A 17,103-nucleotide genomic window follows, 5' to 3' on the forward strand; every position below is an offset into this window, starting at 1 on the left:
GAGCACAGTGGCATTCAAGGAACTGATGACGGCCTGCGCGCTCGCGGCCCTGGCCGCGATACCGGCCACGGCGTCCGCCAGGACGCTGGTGGTCGGCGTGCAGGACAATCTCACCGGCCTCGACCCCACCAACATCAACGACACGCTGTCGCAGACCTCGCTGCGCACCGTCTACCAGGGCCTGTTCGGCTTCGACCGCGACATGAAGCTGGTTCCGCTGCTGGCCGAACGGTTCGAGGCCAGCGACGATGCGACCGAGTACACGTTCCATCTCCGCCGGGGAGTCAAGTTCCACGACGGCACCGACTTCGACGCGGAGGCCGTGAAGGTCAACATCGAGCGGCTCGCCAACCCCGAGAACCGCCTGTCCCGCCGCAGCCTGGTGTCGATGGTGGATCGGGTCGAGGTGGTGGACCCCGCCACGGTCAAGGTCGTGCTGAAGGAGCCGTTCGGCGCCTTCCCCAACAATCTCGCCCATCCCGGCGCGATGATGATCAGCCCGGCGGCGATCGCGAAGCACGGCAAGGACATCGGCCGCAACCCGGTCGGCACCGGCGCCTTCAAGTTCAAGCGTTGGGCCGCCGACACCTTCGAGGTCGTGCGCAACGAGGATTACTGGAAGCCGGACCTGCCGAAGGTGGACGGCGTCACGATCCGCTCGGTGCCGGAGAACGGCAGCCGCGTCGCGATGCTCCAGGCCGGGGAGGCGCAGTTCATCACCCCGCTGCCGCCCGAGATGGTGACGGTCGCGGAGCGCAACGCCGACCTCGAGGTCGTCAAGCGCCCGTCCATCGTCGGCTGGTACGTGGCGATGAACACCTTGAAGAAGCCGTTCGACGACGTCCGCGTCCGGCGGGCGCTGAACTACGCCGTCAACAAGCAGGCCTATTGCAAGGTCGTCGAGAACGGCTTCTGCGACCCGCTCGACTCGCCGTTGCCGTCGCTGCTCCGGTTCCACCAGGCGCAGGAGCCCTATGCCTTCGACCTGGCGAAGGCCAAGGCGCTGCTGGCGGAGGCCGGCTATCCGAACGGGTTCGAGACCGAGATGTTCGGCAAGAACAACACCACGGCCATGCGGGCCATGCAGTTCCTCCAGCAGCAGTTCGCCCAGGTCGGGGTCAAGGTCGCGGTGACCCCGCTGGAGGCGGGCGTCGAGGCCCAGCGCATCTGGAGCGTCGCGAAGCCGGAGGACGCCACGGTCAAGATGCAGTTCGCCGGCTGGTCGTCCTCGACCGGCGACGCCGACTGGGCGCTGCGTCCGCTCCTGGCGAGCACCAGCTTCCCGCCGGCCATGTTCAACGTCGCCTACTACCGCAACGAGGCCGTCGACAAGGCCATCCAGTCGGCGATCGGGACGGCCGACGCCGACAAGCGGGCGGGGTTCTACGCCGAGGCCCAGAAGCTGATCTGGCAGGACGCGCCCTGGGTGTTCCTGGGCACCAACCAGCTCCTGACCGCCCAGAGCAAGAACCTCAACGGCGTCTACATGCTTCCCGACCGCGGCTTCTCGCTCGAGGAAGCGGCCTTCACGAACTGAGCGCCGTACCCCCGCGCGGCACCGGTGCCGCGCGGGGGCTTCGCCAGCAGGACGTTGGGATCCATCTATGTCCAGTTATCTGATCAGGCGGCTGATCGGCACGGTGCCGGTCATCCTGGTGATCTCGCTGCTCGTCTTCGCCTTCGTCCACCTCCTGCCGGGCGATCCGGCCCGGCTGGTGGCGGGACCCGACGCCACGCCCCAGGACGTCGCCAACGTCCGGCAGTCGCTCGGCCTCGACCGGCCGCTGTGGGAGCAGTACGCGGTCTTCCTCGGCAATGCGGTCCAGGGCGATTTCGGCATCTCCCTGAAGACCCGCCGCCCGGTCATCGAGGAGATCGGCGAGCGGCTGATGCCGACGTTCTGGCTGACGGTCGTGAGCATGGTCTGGGCCACCGTCGCGGGCCTGCTGATCGGCGTGCTCTCCGCCGTCAGGCGCGGCCGGTGGCAGGACTATACCGGCATGCTGGTGGCGGTTTCCGGCATATCGTTCCCGTCGTTCTGGCTGGGCCTGCTGCTGATCGACGCCTTCTCGGTCCAGCTCGGCTGGCTGCCGACCGGCGGATACGGAACCTGGCAGCATTTCGTCATGCCGGCCTTCACGCTGGGGCTGGGGGTCGCCGCCGTGATGGCGCGCTTCACCCGGTCGGCCTTCGCGGACATCGCGCGCGAGGACTATGTCCGCACCGCCCGGGCCAAGGGCGTGCCGGAGCGGCTCGTCGTCTGGAAGCACACGCTCAGGAACGCCCTGGTTCCGGTGATCACGATGGTCGGCCTCCAGTTCGGCTTCCTGCTCGGCGGCTCGATCGTGGTCGAGACCGTGTTCTCCTGGCCGGGGCTCGGGCGGCTTCTCGTCGATTCCGTGTCGTACCGGGACTACCCGGTGATCCAGGCCGAGATCCTGCTCTTCTCGATCGAGTTCATCCTCATCAACCTCGCCGTCGACGTGCTCTACGCGCTGGCGAACCCGGAGATCCGCTACAAATGACAGCCGTAGCAAACCCGGCGACCCTGGCGGCGCGGCCGGTCCGCAGCCCCTGGCGCGAGTTCATCCGCCGGTTCCGCCGCGAGAAGCTGGCCATCGCCGCCGGAATCTTCCTGCTCCTCCTGCTGATCGTGGCGGTCGGCGCTCCCTATCTTGCGCCGTACGATCCGGCCGAGCCCGACTACATGCGGATACTGGAAGGTCCCTCGGCCGTCCACTGGGCGGGGACCGACGCCTATGGGCGGGACATCCTCAGCCGGATCATCCACGGGGCCCGCATCTCGCTCGCGGTCGGTTTCCTGTCGGTGACGCTCGGCGGCCTGATCGGGGTGGTCCTGGGGCTGGTCAGCGGCTTCCACGGCCGCTGGGTGGACTCCGCGATCATGCGGGTCTGCGACGTTCTGCTGGCGTTTCCCGGCATCCTGCTGGCGATCGCCGTCATCGCGATCCTGGGGCCGGGCATCGACAACGTCATCTATGCGGTCGCGGTCTTCAGCGTGCCGGTGTTCGCCCGGCTGGTCCGGGGCTCGACGCTGGCGCTCAAGCAGGCCGTCTACGTGGACGCGGCGCGCGCCATCGGCGTGCGCGACAGCGTGCTCATGCTGCGCCACCTGCTGCCGGGGACCTTGCCGAGCGTGATCGTCTATTTCTCGATGCGGATCGGGACCGCGATCCTGACGGCGGCCAGCCTCAGCTTCATCGGCCTCGGCGCGCAGCCGCCCAGCCCCGAATGGGGCGCCATGCTGGCCGACGGGCGCAGCTATATCGGCGTCGCCAGCCACGTCACGGTCTTTCCGGGACTGGCGATCTTCATCACCGTGCTGGCCTTCAACATGTTGGGCGACGGCCTGCGCGACGCGCTCGACCCGAAGCTGAGGACGCCGTGACCGGCACCGTCCGGCTTGCCCGGGACTACGGCCTGGCTTGCGGCACCCTGCCGGCCGGGGCGCTCGACGCGATCACCGACGTGCCCGGCGTGCGGGTGGGGCACCTGACCCGCACGGACGGCGCCCTGCGCACCGGCGTCACGGCCGTGCTGCCCCACGGCGGCAACCTGTATCGCGACAAGGTCCCGGCCGCGGCCGACGTCATCAACGGGTTCGGCAAGAGCGCCGGCCTGATCCAGGTCGAAGAGCTGGGTTCGATCGAGACGCCGATCCTGCTGACCAACACCTTCGCGGTCGGCGCCGGCTTCAACGCGCTGGTCCGCCACGCGATCCGGGGGAACCCCGACATCGGCCGCGAGACGGCGACCGTCAATCCGGTCGTCTGCGAATGCAACGACGGCTATCTCAGCGACATCCAGGCGATGGCCCTGACCGAGGCAGATGCCCTGGAGGCGGTCGCCGCCGCGGTGGAAGGGCCGGTTGCCCAGGGCTCGGTCGGCGCCGGGACCGGCATGAGCGCCTTCGGCTTCAAGAGCGGGATCGGCACCGCGTCGCGCCGCCTTGTCCTGGACGGGGCAAGCTTCCATCTCGGCGTCCTGGCGCTTGCCAATTTCGGCAGGGCAGGGGATCTCGTGCTGCCCGACGGCCGCCGGCCGGTGCCGCCCGATGTCCGGGGGCCGCGCGGCGAGCGCGGCTCCGTGATCCTGCTGATGGCCACGGACATCCCGCTGGAGAGCCGGCAACTCCGGCGCGTGGCAAGGCGCGGCGGCGCCGGCCTCGCCCGCCTGGGCGCCTGGTGGGGCCACGGCAGCGGCGACATCGCGCTGGCCTTCACCACCGCGCGCCGCATCTGCCACGACCAGGCGCGCGACATCGTGGAAAGGGCCTGCCTGAACGAGAACCGGATCGACCGCCTGTTCCGGGCGGCCGTCGAGGCCACCCAGGAAGCCGTCCTCAACGCGCTGTGCGCCTCCCCCGCCATGACGGGTCGCGACGGGCACCGGAGGCCATCGCTGGCCGACTGGCTGTCGGAAAGGGAACCCTCGTGAACGTCTATATCTGCGCCGACATCGAGGGCGTCGCCGGCGTCGTCTCGCCCGAGCAGTGCCGGCCCGGCAATCCCGAGTACGAGCGCGCCCGCCGCCTGATGACCGGGGAGGTCAACGCCGCGGTCGAAGGAGCGCTGGAGGCCGGCGCCTCCGCCGTCCTGGTCAATGACGCGCACGGCCCGATGACCAATCTCCTGCCGGAAGTCCTGCACCCGGCGGCCGGGCTGATCCTGGGCAAGCCGAAGCCGCTCAACATGTTTGCGGGTCTCGACGGCGGCTTCGACGCCGTCTTCTGCGTCGGGCACCATGCCCGGGCCGGCGGCTTCGGTGTGCTGGCTCACACCACCAACGGCTTCGCGTTCCGCGCCGTCCGCGTCAACGGCGAGGACCTGGGCGAGCCGGGCCTATACGGTGCCTATGCGGGGAGCCTGGGCGTGCCGGTGGCGATGGTCACCGGCGACGACCGCTGCGCCGCCGAGAACCGGGGTTTCTTCCCGGACGCCGAACTGGTCGAGGTCAAGCGGTCGCTGGGCAACCGCGCCGCCCGGAACCTTCCGGTCGAGGCCGCGCGGCGGGCGATCCGCGACGGCGCCGGGCGGGCGCTGGCCCGGCTGGGGGAAATCAAACCCTTCGTCATCGAACCGCCCCTGACGCTGGAATTCGAGATGACCCACCCGTCGCTCGGCGATCTGGTGGCGGTCCTGCCGCCCGCCGAACGCCTCGACGCCCTCCGCATCCGGCTTCCGGCCGCGTCGATCGCCGACGCGATCGGCTGGATGAATTCCATTTCGGCCATGGCCGCCTTTCTACGTTGAGGTTCCACAGTGACCAGACCTGAACCCGTGCTGGCGATCCACGGCGGTGCCGGTACGATCCGGCGCCAATCCATGACGCCGGGGGCGGAAGCCCGCTACCATGCCGGGCTGCGCGACGCGCTGTCCGCCGGCTATGCCGTCCTGGCCCGCGGCGGCGCCGCACTCGACGCGGTGGTCGAAGCCGTCAAGTCGCTGGAGGACAATTCCCTGTTCAATGCGGGCCGGGGCGCCGTCTTCAATGCCGACGGGGTCCAGGAGATGGACGCGGCGCTGATGGATGGGCGGGACCGGCGCGCCGGGGCGGTCGCCGGGATCTGCGGGCCGCGCCACCCGATCCTGGCGGCCCGCGCCGTGATGGAGCGCTCCGAGCATGTCCTGCTCTCCGGCGAGGGGGCCAGGCGGTTCTGCGCCGAGGCCGGGCTGGAGCACCGCGACCCCGCCTGGTTCCGCACGGAGCAGAGGTGGCAGGCGTTGCAGGAGGAGCTGGAGCGCCGCCGCGCCGGGGCCGCCGACGACGGCGACGAGGCGCGCAAGCATGGCACCGTGGGGGCCGTGGCCCTCGACGGCGACGGGCACTTGGCCGCCGCCACCTCGACCGGCGGCATGACGGCCAAGGCGGCGGGCCGGGTCGGCGACAGCCCGGTGTTCGGCGCTGGCACCTGGGCCGACGACCGGACCTGCGCCGTGTCAGCCACCGGCCACGGCGAGCTGTTCATCCGCCATGCGGTCGCGCACGAGATTGATGCGCGCATGCGCTGGGGCGGCCAGCCGCTGGCCACGGCGGCGGAATCCATCATCGCTGAGATAGCGCCCCTCGGCGGTTCCGGCGGGCTCATCGCGGTCGATGCCCGGGGGAACGTGGCGCTTCCCTTCAACAGTTCCGGGATGTACCGCGGCGTGGCATCCGGCGCCGGCGTGCTGACCGGCATCTATGGCGACCCGCTGGTCGGAAGCTGAGTTCGGGTTCCGGCCCGCGCACGGGAACGGTCAGGTGAAGACCAGCACGATGGAGCCGGCGTAGAGGGCGAGCACCAGCGCGCTCTCGAAGCCGATGTTGGCGATCCCCTGCTGCTGGCGCCGCAGCATGCCGAGCAGCAGGATGCCGGTCATCAGGATGGCCAGGACCGTGGTGAAGACGTTCTCCTCCGTGAACCGGTGGTAGATCGAGCCGGAGCGGCAGCGTGTTTCATAGAGGTGAACACTCCGCCGCCTGAAGGCGGACGGCTTCTGAAGCAAGCTATGCGGCAACCCGCTGGCTTGACGCTTCAAGGCTCGCTCCTAGCCCCTTTGACCACGGGAATGCCCGATGCTTGATGACTTTTGCCGCGTGAATGTCGCGATCTTCAACCGTCCCGCAACCGGGACAGTCGTGGATGCGCTCACTCAGCGTCTTCGGTGTCACCCGTCCGCAGCAGTCGCATTCCTGGGAAGTTCCGCGCGGGTTGACCTTCGCGACCAGACCACCAGCGTATGCTGCTTTGTAGTCGGTGAACGAGATCAACTGGCCCCACGCGGCATTGAGTACGGACTTGGCAAGCATGCCGCTCGCGAGCCCGGTGATGTTCAAGTCCTCGAAGGCGATGTGAGAGTAGCGGTTGACCAGATCGCGGGAGACTTTGTGGGCAAAGTCCCGCCGCTGGCTGGCCGTCCGGGCGGCGTGCCGAGCCAACCGCATCTTCGCCCGCAGTCTGCTCTTGCTGCCCCGCTTGCACCGGGCGAGGGCACGCTGGAGGCGTCGCTGTTTCTTCGATGCCTTGCCGATCCACTTCGGCGTCGGCACCCTGCAGCCGTCCGACGTGGCGACCAGACTGGTCAAGCCGACATCGACGCCAACCGCCTCCCGGAACGGGTGCGGGCCGTAGGCGTCCGGTGTCTCGACCGAGAAGCGGATGTACCATTTACCGCAGGACCGCATCACGACGGCGGTACTGATCTTGGCTCCAGCCGGAAGATCGCGGTGCCACCGCACCTTGATCTCGCCGGGGATGCCGACGACGGTGATTTTTCGGTTCCTGCAGATTGTCAGTCCGTCACCGACCCGGAAGCCGGCACTGTCGAACATGCTTTTCGCCCGGAAACGGGGAAAGCCGCCCTTGCCTCTCCTGACCCTGCCGAAGAACGCCTTGAATGCTTTGTCCAGGCGGCGGACGACTTGCTGTTCGGCCGAGTAACTGTAACCGGCCAGCCGTTCGTCCGCCAGCCGAACCGCTTTCAGTTCGTTGGCCTGATCGATGTAGCCGAGCGATTTGCCCCGCCGCTGGTATGCCTCGATACGCTGCTGGAGACAGGCGTTGTAGAGGTCGCAGAAGCTTCCAAGCATGTCGGTCAGCCCGGCGGCCTGCGTCGGGTTCGGAAAGAGGCGGTATTTGAACGAACGGAGCATGAACATAGGATACCGGACATCCGTCTCGTCACAACTGCTCAAGGGTATTCGCCCTTTGCGCGACCGGCTTTCCTCCGCCGCCTGAAGGCGGCGGTCCCCAGCCGGAGGCTCTGATGGGATGGACGGTCTCCGCATCTGGCAAGGTAGTGCCACATGCTGGATGGACTGCGTCATGACGGCTTAGGTGCATCGAGGCAGGGCTGAACGAGTTGGCAGGTGGGGATTGACCCTTTAGAAAGTCTTCCTCTTCCTTCCCGCGGATTGATCAGCGCCCGATATGCCAAACAAACACAATGACGCCCGACGCCATCATATCCCGGAGATGAAGTTCAGGGTGACGAACTGGTCGATCTATGAAGCTGGTCTGCGACGGCGCGGAAGCTTGACGTTGTGGGTCAACGATGAGGCAATCGCCCCCTGGAGGGCGCCACCGCGAAAGACGCCCGGTGGCCAGGCGCACTACTCGAAGACAGCGATCGAAACAGCCCTCATGGTCAGGTTAGTTTTCCACCAACCGCGGCGCCAGACCGAGGGGCTGCTCGGATCGCTGCTGGACCTGATCGCCGTTGATCTGCCGGTTCCGGATTATACGACAATCAGCCGGCGGGCGGCATGCCTGACGCCGGTGCTGCGCACCGCCCTGCCGGATGGCCCGGTCACCCTGGTAATCGACGGCACCGGCCTGAAGGTCTACGGGGCTGGTGAATGGCGCCGTGACAAGCACGGCGTGCGCGGGCGGCGAACCGGGAGGAAGCTTCACCTGGCGCTCGACGCGTCGACCGGCACCATCGTCGCCGCAACCCTGACGACCAGCGGCGAGGGCGATGCCGGCCAGGTCTGTCCGCTGCTGGAACAGACTGAGGGACCCATCGACACCGTCATGGCGGACGGCGCCTATGACGGTGAACCAACCTATCAGACTGTGGCTGAGCGCGATCCCGCCGCCGCGGTCGTCATCCCGCCGCCGAGCACCGCAGTGCTGGGATTAGGCGCCGACCCGACGCAGCGCGATCGTCATTCCAGTTTCTTACCGACAAGTGAGGTGGCTCCGCTTGTCTGAACAGATTTTTCGGCTGATAAGTGGAGCGCCTGCCGGGTTCAGGCTGCCGCGATCTGCGGAAGCGGGGTTAAGTAGGCCTGATCGGGTGTTTGCCGGTCAAGGCTGGAATGTGGCCTGCGGGAGATGTGCAAGCCGAAGTAACGGGCGAGCGGTTTCCGCGCCTCGGCCACGGTATTTTAGGCTTTCAGGTAAACCTCCGTACTTGACGGAGCGCCAGAGCCGCTCCACGAACACGTTGTCGCGCCATGCGCCCCTGGCGTCCATGCTGATGGCAATGGCGTTGTCGGTCAGCAGGCCGGTGAACGCGGCGCTGGTAAACTGGCTGATGAATGTCGAACTGCTGCGCCAACTCGGCCAGCGTCTTCTCGCCCTTGACGGCGGCCAAGGCCACCTTCGCCTTGAAGGCCGGTGTGTGGTTCCGACGTGGTCGTCTTGTCATTGCTTCTCCTGTCCGGCACGCATACTGGCCGCTTTCAGGCAGAAACTCCGCTTATCCCGATGTTCAGATTTCCTGAACCAGCTCTCCACCAGCCTGTCAACTGTTCGATCGGACTCAATCGAGTTGCCGGTGCCGATCCCGCATATCTCTGCAACGCGCCGGCGCACGGTCAAGGTGGTGGTGCGAACAGCCGAGCATCCCACAGCACAGGCCGTGGCCGTGCCGGGCGTATGTCGGCAAAGTCAGGATGCAGTTGGTTGATGAGCAGATTGCGTTCGAAGCCCATCGCCGGATGCGATGGCACGACCAGGACCGCGGAACGCCGGCCGTCGTACCATGCGTCGCCGTAGGTGCGGCTGGCCGCATAGCCGGGATCATTCCACCCGGGGACGTCGCTGGGGCCAATCTCTTCGACGGTGATGTGGCCAGGAATGAAGATCTCAGCGAACTGCTGCCCGATCGGAACCTTGCCGATCCGGGTGTGCGCCAGCTTTTCCAGCATGGCGGTGGCGAAGCCGATCCCGGCATACACGACGTAGCGTCCCTTGCTGTTCCAGCGTCCGCCGGTCTTGAAAGCGCCGCCACCATCCAGCAGAGGAAAGCGATCATCGGCAATGCGGAACGCCGTGAACGGTCCGGTTGGGTGCGACGGCATGATCAGGCGGGAAGCCCATGCAGGATCGCGTCGAGGATGTCCTCGACGTGTCGGGCGCCGAATTCATCGACGGCCACGTCGATGGGGAGGCGGTCACCGAGTTCCGGGTGCGGCGTGGTCAACCATTGCCGCGCATCATCCTCGTTGCGCCAGACGTATTCGGCGTGCGTGATGATGTTGGCCAAGCGTGCCGTTCGCTCGCTTTCCGCCGGAGTGAGCCGCCCTTCGCGCTGGCGCCGCTTCAGCGTGCCTTCGGGAACGACGCGATTCATCAGCGCGCGCCGGGCCGTCGGGTCGGCGTAGACGTGCCCGACGACGCGGTCGAGAGCGCCGACGTTCACCCCCTCGCCGAGGCCCCGTTGCAAATCCAACGGGGTGGCCACGGCGCGTCCAAACATCGCACGGCCACCCATAACGTTGACGATGTCCTGAATCTGCATCACCACCTCCGATCAAATGATGGGATCATATAGCATCATTTGATCCGGCCGCAAGGTGTCCCTGAGCCAGTGAACACTCCGCCGCCTGAAAGCGGACGGCTTCTGAAGCAAGCTATGCGGCAACCCGCTGGCTTGACGCTTCAAGGCTCGCTCCTAGCCCCTTTGACCACGGGAATGCCCGATGCTTGATGACTTTTGCCGCGTGAATGTCGCGATCTTCAACCGTCCCGCAACCGGGACAGTCGTGGATGCGCTCACTCAGCGTCTTCGGTGTCACCCGTCCGCAGCAGTCGCATTCCTGGGAAGTTCCGCGCGGGTTGACCTTCGCGACCAGACCACCAGCGTATGCTGCTTTGTAGTCGGTGAACGAGATCAGCTGGCCCCACGCGGCATTGAGTACGGACTTGGCAAGCATGCCGCTCGCGAGCCCGGTGATGTTCAAGTCCTCGAAGGCGATGTGAGAGTAGCGGTTGACCAGATCGCGGGAGACTTTGTGGGCAAAGTCCCGCCGCTGGCTGGCCGTCCGGGCGGCGTGCCGAGCCAACCGCATCTTCGCCCGCAGTCTGCTCTTGCTGCCCCGCTTGCACCGGGCGAGGGCACGCTGGAGGCGTCGCTGTTTCTTCGATGCCTTGCCGATCCACTTCGGCGTCGGCACCCTGCAGCCGTCCGACGTGGCGACCAGACTGGTCAAGCCGACATCGACGCCAACCGCCTCCCGGAACGGGTGCGGGCCGTAGGCGTCCGGTGTCTCGACCGAGAAGCGGATGTACCATTTACCGCAGGACCGCATCACGACGGCGGTACTGATCTTGGCTCCAGCCGGAAGATCGCGGTGCCACCGCACCTTGATCTCGCCGGGGATGCCGACGACGGTGATTTTTCGGTTCCTGCAGATTGTCAGTCCGTCACCGACCCGGAAGCCGGCACTGTCGAACATGCTTTTCGCCCGGAAACGGGGAAAGCCGCCCTTGCCTCTCCTGACCCTGCCGAAGAACGCCTTGAATGCTTTGTCCAGGCGGCGGACGACTTGCTGTTCGGCCGAGTAACTGTAACCGGCCAGCCGTTCGTCCGCCAGCCGAACCGCTTTCAGTTCGTTGGCCTGATCGATGTAGCCGAGCGATTTGCCCCGCCGCTGGTATGCCTCGATACGCTGCTGGAGACAGGCGTTGTAGAGGTCGCAGAAGCTTCCAAGCATGTCGGTCAGCCCGGCGGCCTGCGTCGGGTTCGGAAAGAGGCGGTATTTGAACGAACGGAGCATGAACATAGGATACCGGACATCCGTCTCGTCACAACTGCTCAAGGGTATTCGCCCTTTGGGCGACCGGCTTTCCTCCGCCGCCTGAAGGCGGCGGTCCCCAGCCGGAGGCTCTGATGGATGAACCTGACCAAAGCCGCGGCGTTCCTCGGCATCAGCACCAAAACACTGCGCCTGGCCGCCGAGGGCGGCGAGATAGAGGCCGAGCATCCCCTCGCCGATGGACCATGGCTGTTCCGCAGAGTCATACTTGAGGGGAAAACCGGGCAGCGGATTACAGATCAGGCCCGCCAGCGCCACAGGCACCCCGCGGGACCATCGGATGAGCAGCAAATGCTATTCTGATCAATGACATAGCCGGGTGGGGTAGTATGAAACAGCATTGTAAACTCCGGCTGATCGTTGCGGTAAAAACGGCGGGCGTAAAACTCAGGGCCGTTTGAGGCGGCGGGTCCGGTGGGCCAGGGTGATCACCCGACCGCCGTCGCCGAGCACGGCGTAGACGTCGAGCCGGCGACCGCCCAGACGGCGCAGGGTGGGGGCATCGACGCCGCTTTCCAGCCGCCGGCGCGACGCCTTGTCGAAGCACAGGACATCAGCGCCGCGGTGGCGCATCTCGGTGCCGAAGGTCAGCAGCAGGTCGAGGATCTTCGCCGGGATCGCGCGCTGCTGGGCGCGGGTCTGGGCGTGCCGGGTCATCTCCATAGCGGCTCAGCCCAGGCCCAGGTCGCGGGCCGGTTTGCGCAGCCAGGTCGGCATGCCGGCGACGATGCCCCAGTTGCCGGCGCTGTTCGGCCGGCGCCAGTACGGCACCGGCATGCGGGCGAGTTGGCGTAGCGCCTCCAGGTAGTTCTCGACCGTCCGCTCGTCGCCCTTGGGGCCGATCGTGTAGCCGCCGGCGCGGCGACACGTGCGGGGATCGAACCAGGAGCCGTCGCGGGCCTCCGGCACGAACACCACCTCGCCCAGGTCCTGAGCTTCCGGCGACGCTTCCTCGTCGCTGTCGTCACTAAGTTCCTCGCGCCACACCGAACTGCGGAACCCGCCGCGCCCGGTCAGCCACGCCAGAGCCGCCGGAGCCGGGATCTTGCCGTCGGCGTCGAGGCTGACGCCGCTGCCCGAAGACGGGGCGAGCAGGTTCTTGACGCTCTTCAGGCTGACCCGGGCGAGGGCGGCCAGCTGCTCCGGCATGATCGCCTCGTCATGGTCGAGGCGGAAGCGGGCCTCGGCGGCGGCGACGGTGACCTCAGCGGCGGCGAGGTCGGCCCAACCGGACGGAGCGGCCTCGAGTAGGGCCCGCATCGCGGAGATCGTCCGGGCGATCTCGGCCTCACGCTCGGCGATCGATCCCTGGGGGGCCATGGGCAGCCCCCAGAACGCGAAAGCGTTGAGGCCGGTCAGGTGCTGGGCCGCGTCGAGCTGCGCCAGATCGCTGAGATCGATATCGTCGCGCCACAGGGTCCGCCAGCCGGTCTGCACCACAACCTGGTCATCGGCGCTTCCACGGGTTCGGGCGAGCAGCTGCTGGTGCAGGGCGGTCATGGCACCGTCGGCCAGTTCGGGACCGGTCAGCGTCTCCAGCCACTCGCCGGTCGCGACGATGAGGTCGCCGAGGACGCCCGGCTCGAGATCCTCATAGGCCTGACCAAACTGCTGCAGGCGTTCTTTGATGATGGTGACCAACTTTATCTCCTAGGATGAGGGATGTCCTTGTTCCTGATTCCATATATACCCCTTTCTAATCTTCCAGCAAGGGAAAAGTGACGTCCCGTCTCCCGAGTCTGCGCATTTCGGCACAGACTCGTGATAATCCGGGCTTATCACGAACGATCGGGTTGACCTGGGCACCACACGCAATGGTAACTATCAGAAAAGGAGTTCTTGCTAAGATGGTGGCTTGACCGATGGGAAAACGGCTGGCCGACAAACTCAACCGGACCCGAGCGATCGGGCGGGCCGCGTACGACGCCCTCATGATGGCGCGGTCGCGGGGCGCGACCCCGGACGACGAGGTCGCGATCGCCGCCGAGCTGCTGTGCCGCCAGTCCCCCACGCGTCTAACCCGACAGGATGCTCGTCGGCACATCGGCCGCGTTCTCGCCAAGCTCCAGCCCTACGAACCGCCCCAGTTCGCGGATGATGGAATCACGGTCCGCCGCTGGCCCACGTGGATCGACGCCATGGCCCGGTCGAAGAATCCGGCGGGAGATCCTGGCCTGGTGTCCCGCGAGGACATCTGGCGAATGTTCCGCGACCAGGGCGGTCGTTGCCTGCTCAGCGGCATCGCGTTCTCCCCGGAGCCGTTCTTCAACGACTCCCTGGTCACCCGTCCCTTCGCCCCGAGCCTGGATCGCCTGGACGGGACCCGGGGCTACCAGCGGGACAATGTCCGGCTTGTCTGCACGATCGCCAACTTCGCGATGAACCGCTGGGGCGAGACCGTGCTGTTCCAGCTGGCGCAGGGCATCGTCGCGCATCAGGGGTTTGAACTGGCCGTTGTCCCGGACGATACCGACGGGACGACTCCAGCATGACCCCGGCTTAGGGGTTCGAGGCGGAGATTCGCTGGGGAGAAGCCGCAGGACGGACAGGTTCATACGCTGAGCCGGTCTGCATCCCTGTCCCTCAACCGCTGGCAGCACCAGAGCTTGTGTCAAGGGGGCCGGAGCCGGCCTTCAGCGACGCCTATAACCTCGCGCGGTGCGGGAGCGGCTTGGAATCACACGCCGATCCGGCGCCGGCTGGATCGCGGAACAAACAATATGGAAAACAGCCCGAGCAACTACGACCATATGATCAGCAAGCCGACCATGCCCTCGCAATCGTCCGCCAGCATGGGAGCTATCAATCCGCCGGCGAGGCGAAGGTTCTCATGTGGCACGGCCAAGCTTTGTCGATCATGCATCGGACGCCGTCGCCGCCATCCAGGCGCTCGCGGCGAAACATGAGCTTACAGAGGGACTTTCTTGCACTGGCTACCATCTGCCGTTCATACTACCGGTGGATCGTTTCTAGTGAGCAACTCGCCTGCACCTCCTGAACAATTTTTAGCCGCATGCAGGAGAACCATGAACACCCCATGGAGTGATTGGCAAAAGTGGTGGATGGACATTGCCAAGACGGTGGTTGGAGCGTTCCTTGGATTTGCCATTGCATTCACTGTCTTCGATTGGTTTGAGCAGGATCGGGCTGAAAGGCGCGCACTCTGTGTACAGAAGGTCGACCGCATGTATCGCACTTTGGCCGGACTTCAAACAGCGGGTTCAAATTACCGGACGGCAGCCCACAACACCCTGATTGAGCTCTACAGGTGGCGCGATGAGCAGCCGACCGAGCCCATGCGCCGCTGGTGGGGGCCAGCATATGCGGAGCTTGAAGCTGCCCTCCGCGGCTTTGATGTAGCATTTCCCGAAGCTGGCCAAGCAACCAGTTCAATACGCAAGAGCATGGATCGGTTATACAAGATCCTGGATCAGGAGCTTATCGATCCGCGGCTTGATGATATCGCTGACCTCTACCATAGAGAAAATCCTCCGACCGAGGAGGAGCGGCGGCAGGCTGCCTCCCCCTTGCCGCGCGAGAAGATAGACCGTCGCCGACCAGACGTAGAAAAGGAGTTGGCAACCATCAAAGAAGCGCAAGACCGCCTTGGTAACATCGCCTCAACTATAATCATGCAACCAGCTAGCGCTGTGTGCAAATCACGGGAAATTGGCGTCGACGGTGCAGCATAATCCCATTTACGGGAAACAAGCTCCGGCCTGCCTTTCTTGCCTTGCGTATAATCCAGCCCGTTCTATGGCGTCTCCCCAGGACGTGCAGGGCATGAATTCCCAAGCCAAGGCATTCGACGCCACCTGGGGACCGGGCGCCTGGGGCCGGTGTCGTGACGCCGAGATGGCCTTGATCAAACTGGGCATCACCGCCGATCGCCTGGGCATCTCCCACCTGTCCGGCATGGGGATCAAGAAGATGCAGGCCGACGACTACCTCCGCGCCACCGGCCGCACCCCGAAGGGCATTAACATGGTGACCCAGGCATCGGCGTCCGGCGGTATCGAGACCCCGGCCCGCCGGCAGCCCCGCTGGAGCCATGCGAAGCGCAGGGCAACCGGCTGACGACCCTACAGGGGGCGGCTGAGTCGCTACCGCAGCCCTGTAGGGTCGAGGCCGTTACGCCATCACAGGCTCAGGATCGGTTTGATCCGTCGGCTGGTCAGGCATCCGATGGAGCCATTCGTCGCCGAAAATCAGCACGATGGCCCACCAGAGCCACCGACCCGCATTGACCAGTGCAAGCATTTTGTACCATATTAAGAGCAGGCGTTTCAGGGTCATATCATCCTCACACGTCAGGGGCGGGTCGGAGATGCATTCTCCCCAGAAGCACAGTCTCCGACCCCACCGCCCCCTATGGGCGGCTTGGTGAGAGTATGAAGCCTTCGACACTGCTCGACAAGGAACTCACCGGAGCCCCAGCCCCAGATCAGGGCTTTCTACCCATTCAGATGTTCCCGAAGCACAACTTTTCTACCTACCCGCCCGATCCAGTACCCGGTACACGCTCGCTCGCCCGATGCCGAGCTGCCGGCTGATCTCCCTGGCCGACATCCCGGACGCCCGCGTGCCCTGCACCTGTACCGAGTCGATGGCCGGGCGTCGCCCCTTGTAGATGCCGGCGGCCTTCGCCTTGGCGATGCCTTCGGCCTGGCGCTCCTTCCGCAGGTTCGTCTCGAACTCCGCAAAAACTCCCAACATGTCCAGGAACGCCTTGCCGGCCGCGGTGCCGGTGTTGATCGGCTGCTCGGTCGCCTTCAGGCTGACGTCCTTGGCACGAAGCGTCCGCACGATGTCCTGCAGGTCGCCGATCGACCGGGCCAGGCGGTCGACGCGGGTCACCATCAGGGTGTCACCCGACCGCAGGAACGCCAGCAACCGCTCCAGTTCCTCGCGTCCGGCCCGGCTGGTCCCGCTGACCTTCTCGGCGACCACGACATCGCAGCCGGCGGCCTTCAGGTGCTCCTTCTGGATCGTCACGTCCTGGTCGGCCGTGGAAACGCGCGCATATCCGTAAACTGCCATCTGCCGCACCCGTTTTGTCTCGTATGACTCTAGACCTTCAATTTTCCTGTCTCGAAATTCTCAAGTCAACCCATACGAGACCGATGGAACCTGGAGCCGCGTGTCTCACGGAGCGGCCTTGGTTGGGTATACTCTATGAGGTCAAGCCAGATTTACCTCCGTAGGGTTCATTGGTCAGCGGATCCAAAATTTAGAATGCTTTTACGGACAATGTGCATAGTCAATGCTATCAGGCAATACTGTAGAGACTTACAATGTCATCAGATCCGGACGATCACAAAGAAGAACTGAACCGAATTAGGAACAAAAAATATGAAGCTTATCGCGAGCTTGATCGCGTCAATAAAAAGAAGAGAGAAATGATGGAGGAAATGAATATTGTTCGAGATGAGAGAGACAGAGCCGTTGCAGGGCGGAAGGTGTTGGAGAACATCGTCAGAACTTTTGGACGACTACTAACCCGTCAAAATATGCCGGATTGATGCTCTGGTGCATGGATGCCGACGAGCACGGATT

General features: G+C 65.5%; 20 protein-coding genes and 2 pseudogenes. 11 read left to right on the forward strand and 11 right to left on the reverse strand.

The window, feature by feature from the left end; all coding sequences use genetic code 11:
• Positions 1 to 25 precede the first annotated feature (25 nt).
• The 6 genes from JL100_RS30085 to JL100_RS30110 all read left to right on the forward strand — a co-directional run bounded on the left by JL100_RS30085 (position 26) and on the right by JL100_RS30110 (position 6,230).
• Positions 26 to 1,537, forward strand: a complete 1,512-nt coding sequence (locus JL100_RS30085) for a glutathione ABC transporter substrate-binding protein (protein ID WP_202685439.1) — start codon at positions 26 to 28, stop codon at positions 1,535 to 1,537.
• A gap of 67 nt (positions 1,538 to 1,604) precedes the next feature.
• Positions 1,605 to 2,525: a glutathione ABC transporter permease GsiC gene (gene gsiC / locus JL100_RS30090; protein WP_202685434.1), complete on the forward strand. Its 921-nt coding sequence runs from the start codon at positions 1,605 to 1,607 to the stop codon at positions 2,523 to 2,525.
• Positions 2,522 to 3,409 (forward strand): ABC transporter permease subunit, encoded by an 888-nt coding sequence (locus JL100_RS30095; protein ID WP_202685435.1) that lies wholly within the window; start codon positions 2,522 to 2,524, stop codon positions 3,407 to 3,409. Before gsiC ends, JL100_RS30095 begins: the two co-directional genes overlap by 4 nt.
• Entirely contained in the window at positions 3,406 to 4,458 is a 1,053-nt protein-coding gene (locus tag JL100_RS30100; RefSeq protein WP_202685436.1) for a DmpA family aminopeptidase, read from the forward strand. Before JL100_RS30095 ends, JL100_RS30100 begins: the two co-directional genes overlap by 4 nt.
• Complete coding sequence (locus tag JL100_RS30105; protein WP_202685437.1) at positions 4,455 to 5,273, forward strand: M55 family metallopeptidase; 819 nt, start codon at positions 4,455 to 4,457, stop codon at positions 5,271 to 5,273. Before JL100_RS30100 ends, JL100_RS30105 begins: the two co-directional genes overlap by 4 nt.
• A 9-nt stretch (positions 5,274 to 5,282) precedes the next feature.
• The gene (locus JL100_RS30110; protein WP_202685438.1) at positions 5,283 to 6,230 is read left to right on the forward strand and encodes an isoaspartyl peptidase/L-asparaginase family protein; all 948 of its coding nucleotides are present in this window, start codon (positions 5,283 to 5,285) and stop codon (positions 6,228 to 6,230) included.
• 30 nt (positions 6,231 to 6,260) lie between these two features.
• Here the strand turns inward: JL100_RS30110 and JL100_RS36720 are convergent, their stop codons facing one another.
• Entirely contained in the window at positions 6,261 to 6,509 is a 249-nt protein-coding gene (locus JL100_RS36720) for a hypothetical protein (RefSeq protein ID WP_323378608.1), read from the reverse strand.
• Position 6,510: 1 nt separating this feature from the next.
• Positions 6,511 to 7,662, reverse strand: coding sequence for an RNA-guided endonuclease InsQ/TnpB family protein (locus JL100_RS30120; protein ID WP_228421611.1), 1,152 nt, complete (start codon positions 7,660 to 7,662; stop codon positions 6,511 to 6,513).
• Between the two features lie 271 nt (positions 7,663 to 7,933).
• Here JL100_RS30120 and JL100_RS30125 point away from each other — a divergent pair, with 271 nt between their 5' ends.
• A complete protein-coding gene (locus JL100_RS30125; RefSeq protein ID WP_202685798.1) occupies positions 7,934 to 8,716 on the forward strand; it encodes an IS5 family transposase in 783 nt (260 codons plus the stop codon).
• Between the two features lie 38 nt (positions 8,717 to 8,754).
• Here JL100_RS30125 and JL100_RS30130 read toward each other — a convergent pair.
• The 7 genes and pseudogenes from JL100_RS30130 to JL100_RS30155 all read right to left on the reverse strand — a co-directional run.
• Positions 8,755 to 9,040, reverse strand: a pseudogene (locus JL100_RS30130) (integrase core domain-containing protein); the annotation flags it as partial.
• A pseudogene (locus JL100_RS36920) lies at positions 9,039 to 9,155 on the reverse strand (IS3 family transposase); the annotation flags it as partial. The pseudogenes JL100_RS36920 and JL100_RS30130, both read right to left, overlap by 2 nt.
• Positions 9,156 to 9,324: 169 nt before the next feature.
• Positions 9,325 to 9,810, reverse strand: a complete 486-nt coding sequence (locus JL100_RS30135) for an RES family NAD+ phosphorylase (protein ID WP_202685799.1) — start codon at positions 9,808 to 9,810, stop codon at positions 9,325 to 9,327.
• A gap of 2 nt (positions 9,811 to 9,812) precedes the next feature.
• Entirely contained in the window at positions 9,813 to 10,250 is a 438-nt protein-coding gene (locus JL100_RS30140) for an antitoxin Xre/MbcA/ParS toxin-binding domain-containing protein (protein WP_202685800.1), read from the reverse strand.
• Between the two features lie 112 nt (positions 10,251 to 10,362).
• Complete coding sequence (locus JL100_RS30145) at positions 10,363 to 11,811, reverse strand: RNA-guided endonuclease InsQ/TnpB family protein (protein WP_228421612.1); 1,449 nt, start codon at positions 11,809 to 11,811, stop codon at positions 10,363 to 10,365.
• 123 nt (positions 11,812 to 11,934) lie between these two features.
• Positions 11,935 to 12,204: a hypothetical protein gene (locus JL100_RS30150; RefSeq protein ID WP_202685690.1), complete on the reverse strand. Its 270-nt coding sequence runs from the start codon at positions 12,202 to 12,204 to the stop codon at positions 11,935 to 11,937.
• 12 nt (positions 12,205 to 12,216) lie between these two features.
• On the reverse strand, positions 12,217 to 13,188 hold the full coding sequence (locus tag JL100_RS30155; RefSeq protein ID WP_202685691.1) for a hypothetical protein: 972 nt from the start codon (positions 13,186 to 13,188) through the stop codon (positions 12,217 to 12,219).
• 221 nt (positions 13,189 to 13,409) lie between these two features.
• On the opposite strand from JL100_RS30155, the gene JL100_RS30160 reads away from it, so the two are divergent.
• The 3 genes from JL100_RS30160 (at position 13,410) to JL100_RS30170 (ending at position 15,624) form a co-directional block, all read left to right on the forward strand.
• Positions 13,410 to 14,039, forward strand: coding sequence for a hypothetical protein (locus JL100_RS30160; RefSeq protein WP_202685692.1), 630 nt, complete (start codon positions 13,410 to 13,412; stop codon positions 14,037 to 14,039).
• 534 nt (positions 14,040 to 14,573) lie between these two features.
• Positions 14,574 to 15,239 (forward strand): hypothetical protein, encoded by a 666-nt coding sequence (locus JL100_RS30165; RefSeq protein ID WP_202685693.1) that lies wholly within the window; start codon positions 14,574 to 14,576, stop codon positions 15,237 to 15,239.
• 91 nt (positions 15,240 to 15,330) lie between these two features.
• A complete protein-coding gene (locus tag JL100_RS30170; RefSeq protein ID WP_202685694.1) occupies positions 15,331 to 15,624 on the forward strand; it encodes a hypothetical protein in 294 nt (97 codons plus the stop codon).
• 54 nt (positions 15,625 to 15,678) lie between these two features.
• Here JL100_RS30170 and JL100_RS30175 read toward each other — a convergent pair whose 3' ends face one another.
• Together JL100_RS30175 and JL100_RS30180 are read right to left on the reverse strand one after the other, a co-directional pair.
• Positions 15,679 to 15,843, reverse strand: a complete 165-nt coding sequence (locus JL100_RS30175; protein ID WP_202685695.1) for a hypothetical protein — start codon at positions 15,841 to 15,843, stop codon at positions 15,679 to 15,681.
• A 192-nt stretch (positions 15,844 to 16,035) separates the two neighbouring features.
• The gene (locus tag JL100_RS30180; protein WP_202685696.1) at positions 16,036 to 16,587 is read right to left on the reverse strand and encodes a recombinase family protein; all 552 of its coding nucleotides are present in this window, start codon (positions 16,585 to 16,587) and stop codon (positions 16,036 to 16,038) included.
• Positions 16,588 to 16,841: 254 nt separating this feature from the next.
• On the opposite strand from JL100_RS30180, the gene JL100_RS30185 reads away from it, so the two are divergent.
• Positions 16,842 to 17,069, forward strand: coding sequence for a hypothetical protein (locus JL100_RS30185; RefSeq protein ID WP_202685697.1), 228 nt, complete (start codon positions 16,842 to 16,844; stop codon positions 17,067 to 17,069).
• Positions 17,070 to 17,103 lie beyond the last annotated feature (34 nt).

This window comes from Skermanella mucosa (assembly GCF_016765655.2).
GTDB classification, from domain to species: domain Bacteria; phylum Pseudomonadota; class Alphaproteobacteria; order Azospirillales; family Azospirillaceae; genus Skermanella; species Skermanella mucosa.

What these genes read in the sequence shown, in the direction of transcription:
- JL100_RS30140 (WP_202685800.1), bottom strand. Translation starts at nt 10,250, where the DNA reads ATGCAGATTCAGGACATCGTCAACGTTATGGGTGGCCGTGCGATGTTT.
- JL100_RS30125 (WP_202685798.1), top strand. Translation starts at nt 7,934, where the DNA reads ATGCCAAACAAACACAATGACGCCCGACGCCATCATATCCCGGAGATG.
- JL100_RS30170 (WP_202685694.1), top strand. Translation starts at nt 15,331, where the DNA reads ATGAATTCCCAAGCCAAGGCATTCGACGCCACCTGGGGACCGGGCGCC.
- JL100_RS30135 (WP_202685799.1), bottom strand. Translation starts at nt 9,810, where the DNA reads ATGCCGTCGCACCCAACCGGACCGTTCACGGCGTTCCGCATTGCCGAT.
- JL100_RS30120 (WP_228421611.1), bottom strand. Translation starts at nt 7,662, where the DNA reads ATGTTCATGCTCCGTTCGTTCAAATACCGCCTCTTTCCGAACCCGACG.
- gsiC (WP_202685434.1), top strand. Translation starts at nt 1,605, where the DNA reads ATGTCCAGTTATCTGATCAGGCGGCTGATCGGCACGGTGCCGGTCATC.
- JL100_RS30165 (WP_202685693.1), top strand. Translation starts at nt 14,574, where the DNA reads ATGAACACCCCATGGAGTGATTGGCAAAAGTGGTGGATGGACATTGCC.
- JL100_RS30095 (WP_202685435.1), top strand. Translation starts at nt 2,522, where the DNA reads ATGACAGCCGTAGCAAACCCGGCGACCCTGGCGGCGCGGCCGGTCCGC.
- JL100_RS30185 (WP_202685697.1), top strand. Translation starts at nt 16,842, where the DNA reads ATGTCATCAGATCCGGACGATCACAAAGAAGAACTGAACCGAATTAGG.
- JL100_RS30175 (WP_202685695.1), bottom strand. Translation starts at nt 15,843, where the DNA reads ATGACCCTGAAACGCCTGCTCTTAATATGGTACAAAATGCTTGCACTG.
- JL100_RS30160 (WP_202685692.1), top strand. Translation starts at nt 13,410, where the DNA reads ATGGGAAAACGGCTGGCCGACAAACTCAACCGGACCCGAGCGATCGGG.
- JL100_RS30180 (WP_202685696.1), bottom strand. Translation starts at nt 16,587, where the DNA reads ATGGCAGTTTACGGATATGCGCGCGTTTCCACGGCCGACCAGGACGTG.
- JL100_RS30085 (WP_202685439.1), top strand. Translation starts at nt 26, where the DNA reads ATGACGGCCTGCGCGCTCGCGGCCCTGGCCGCGATACCGGCCACGGCG.
- JL100_RS30150 (WP_202685690.1), bottom strand. Translation starts at nt 12,204, where the DNA reads ATGACCCGGCACGCCCAGACCCGCGCCCAGCAGCGCGCGATCCCGGCG.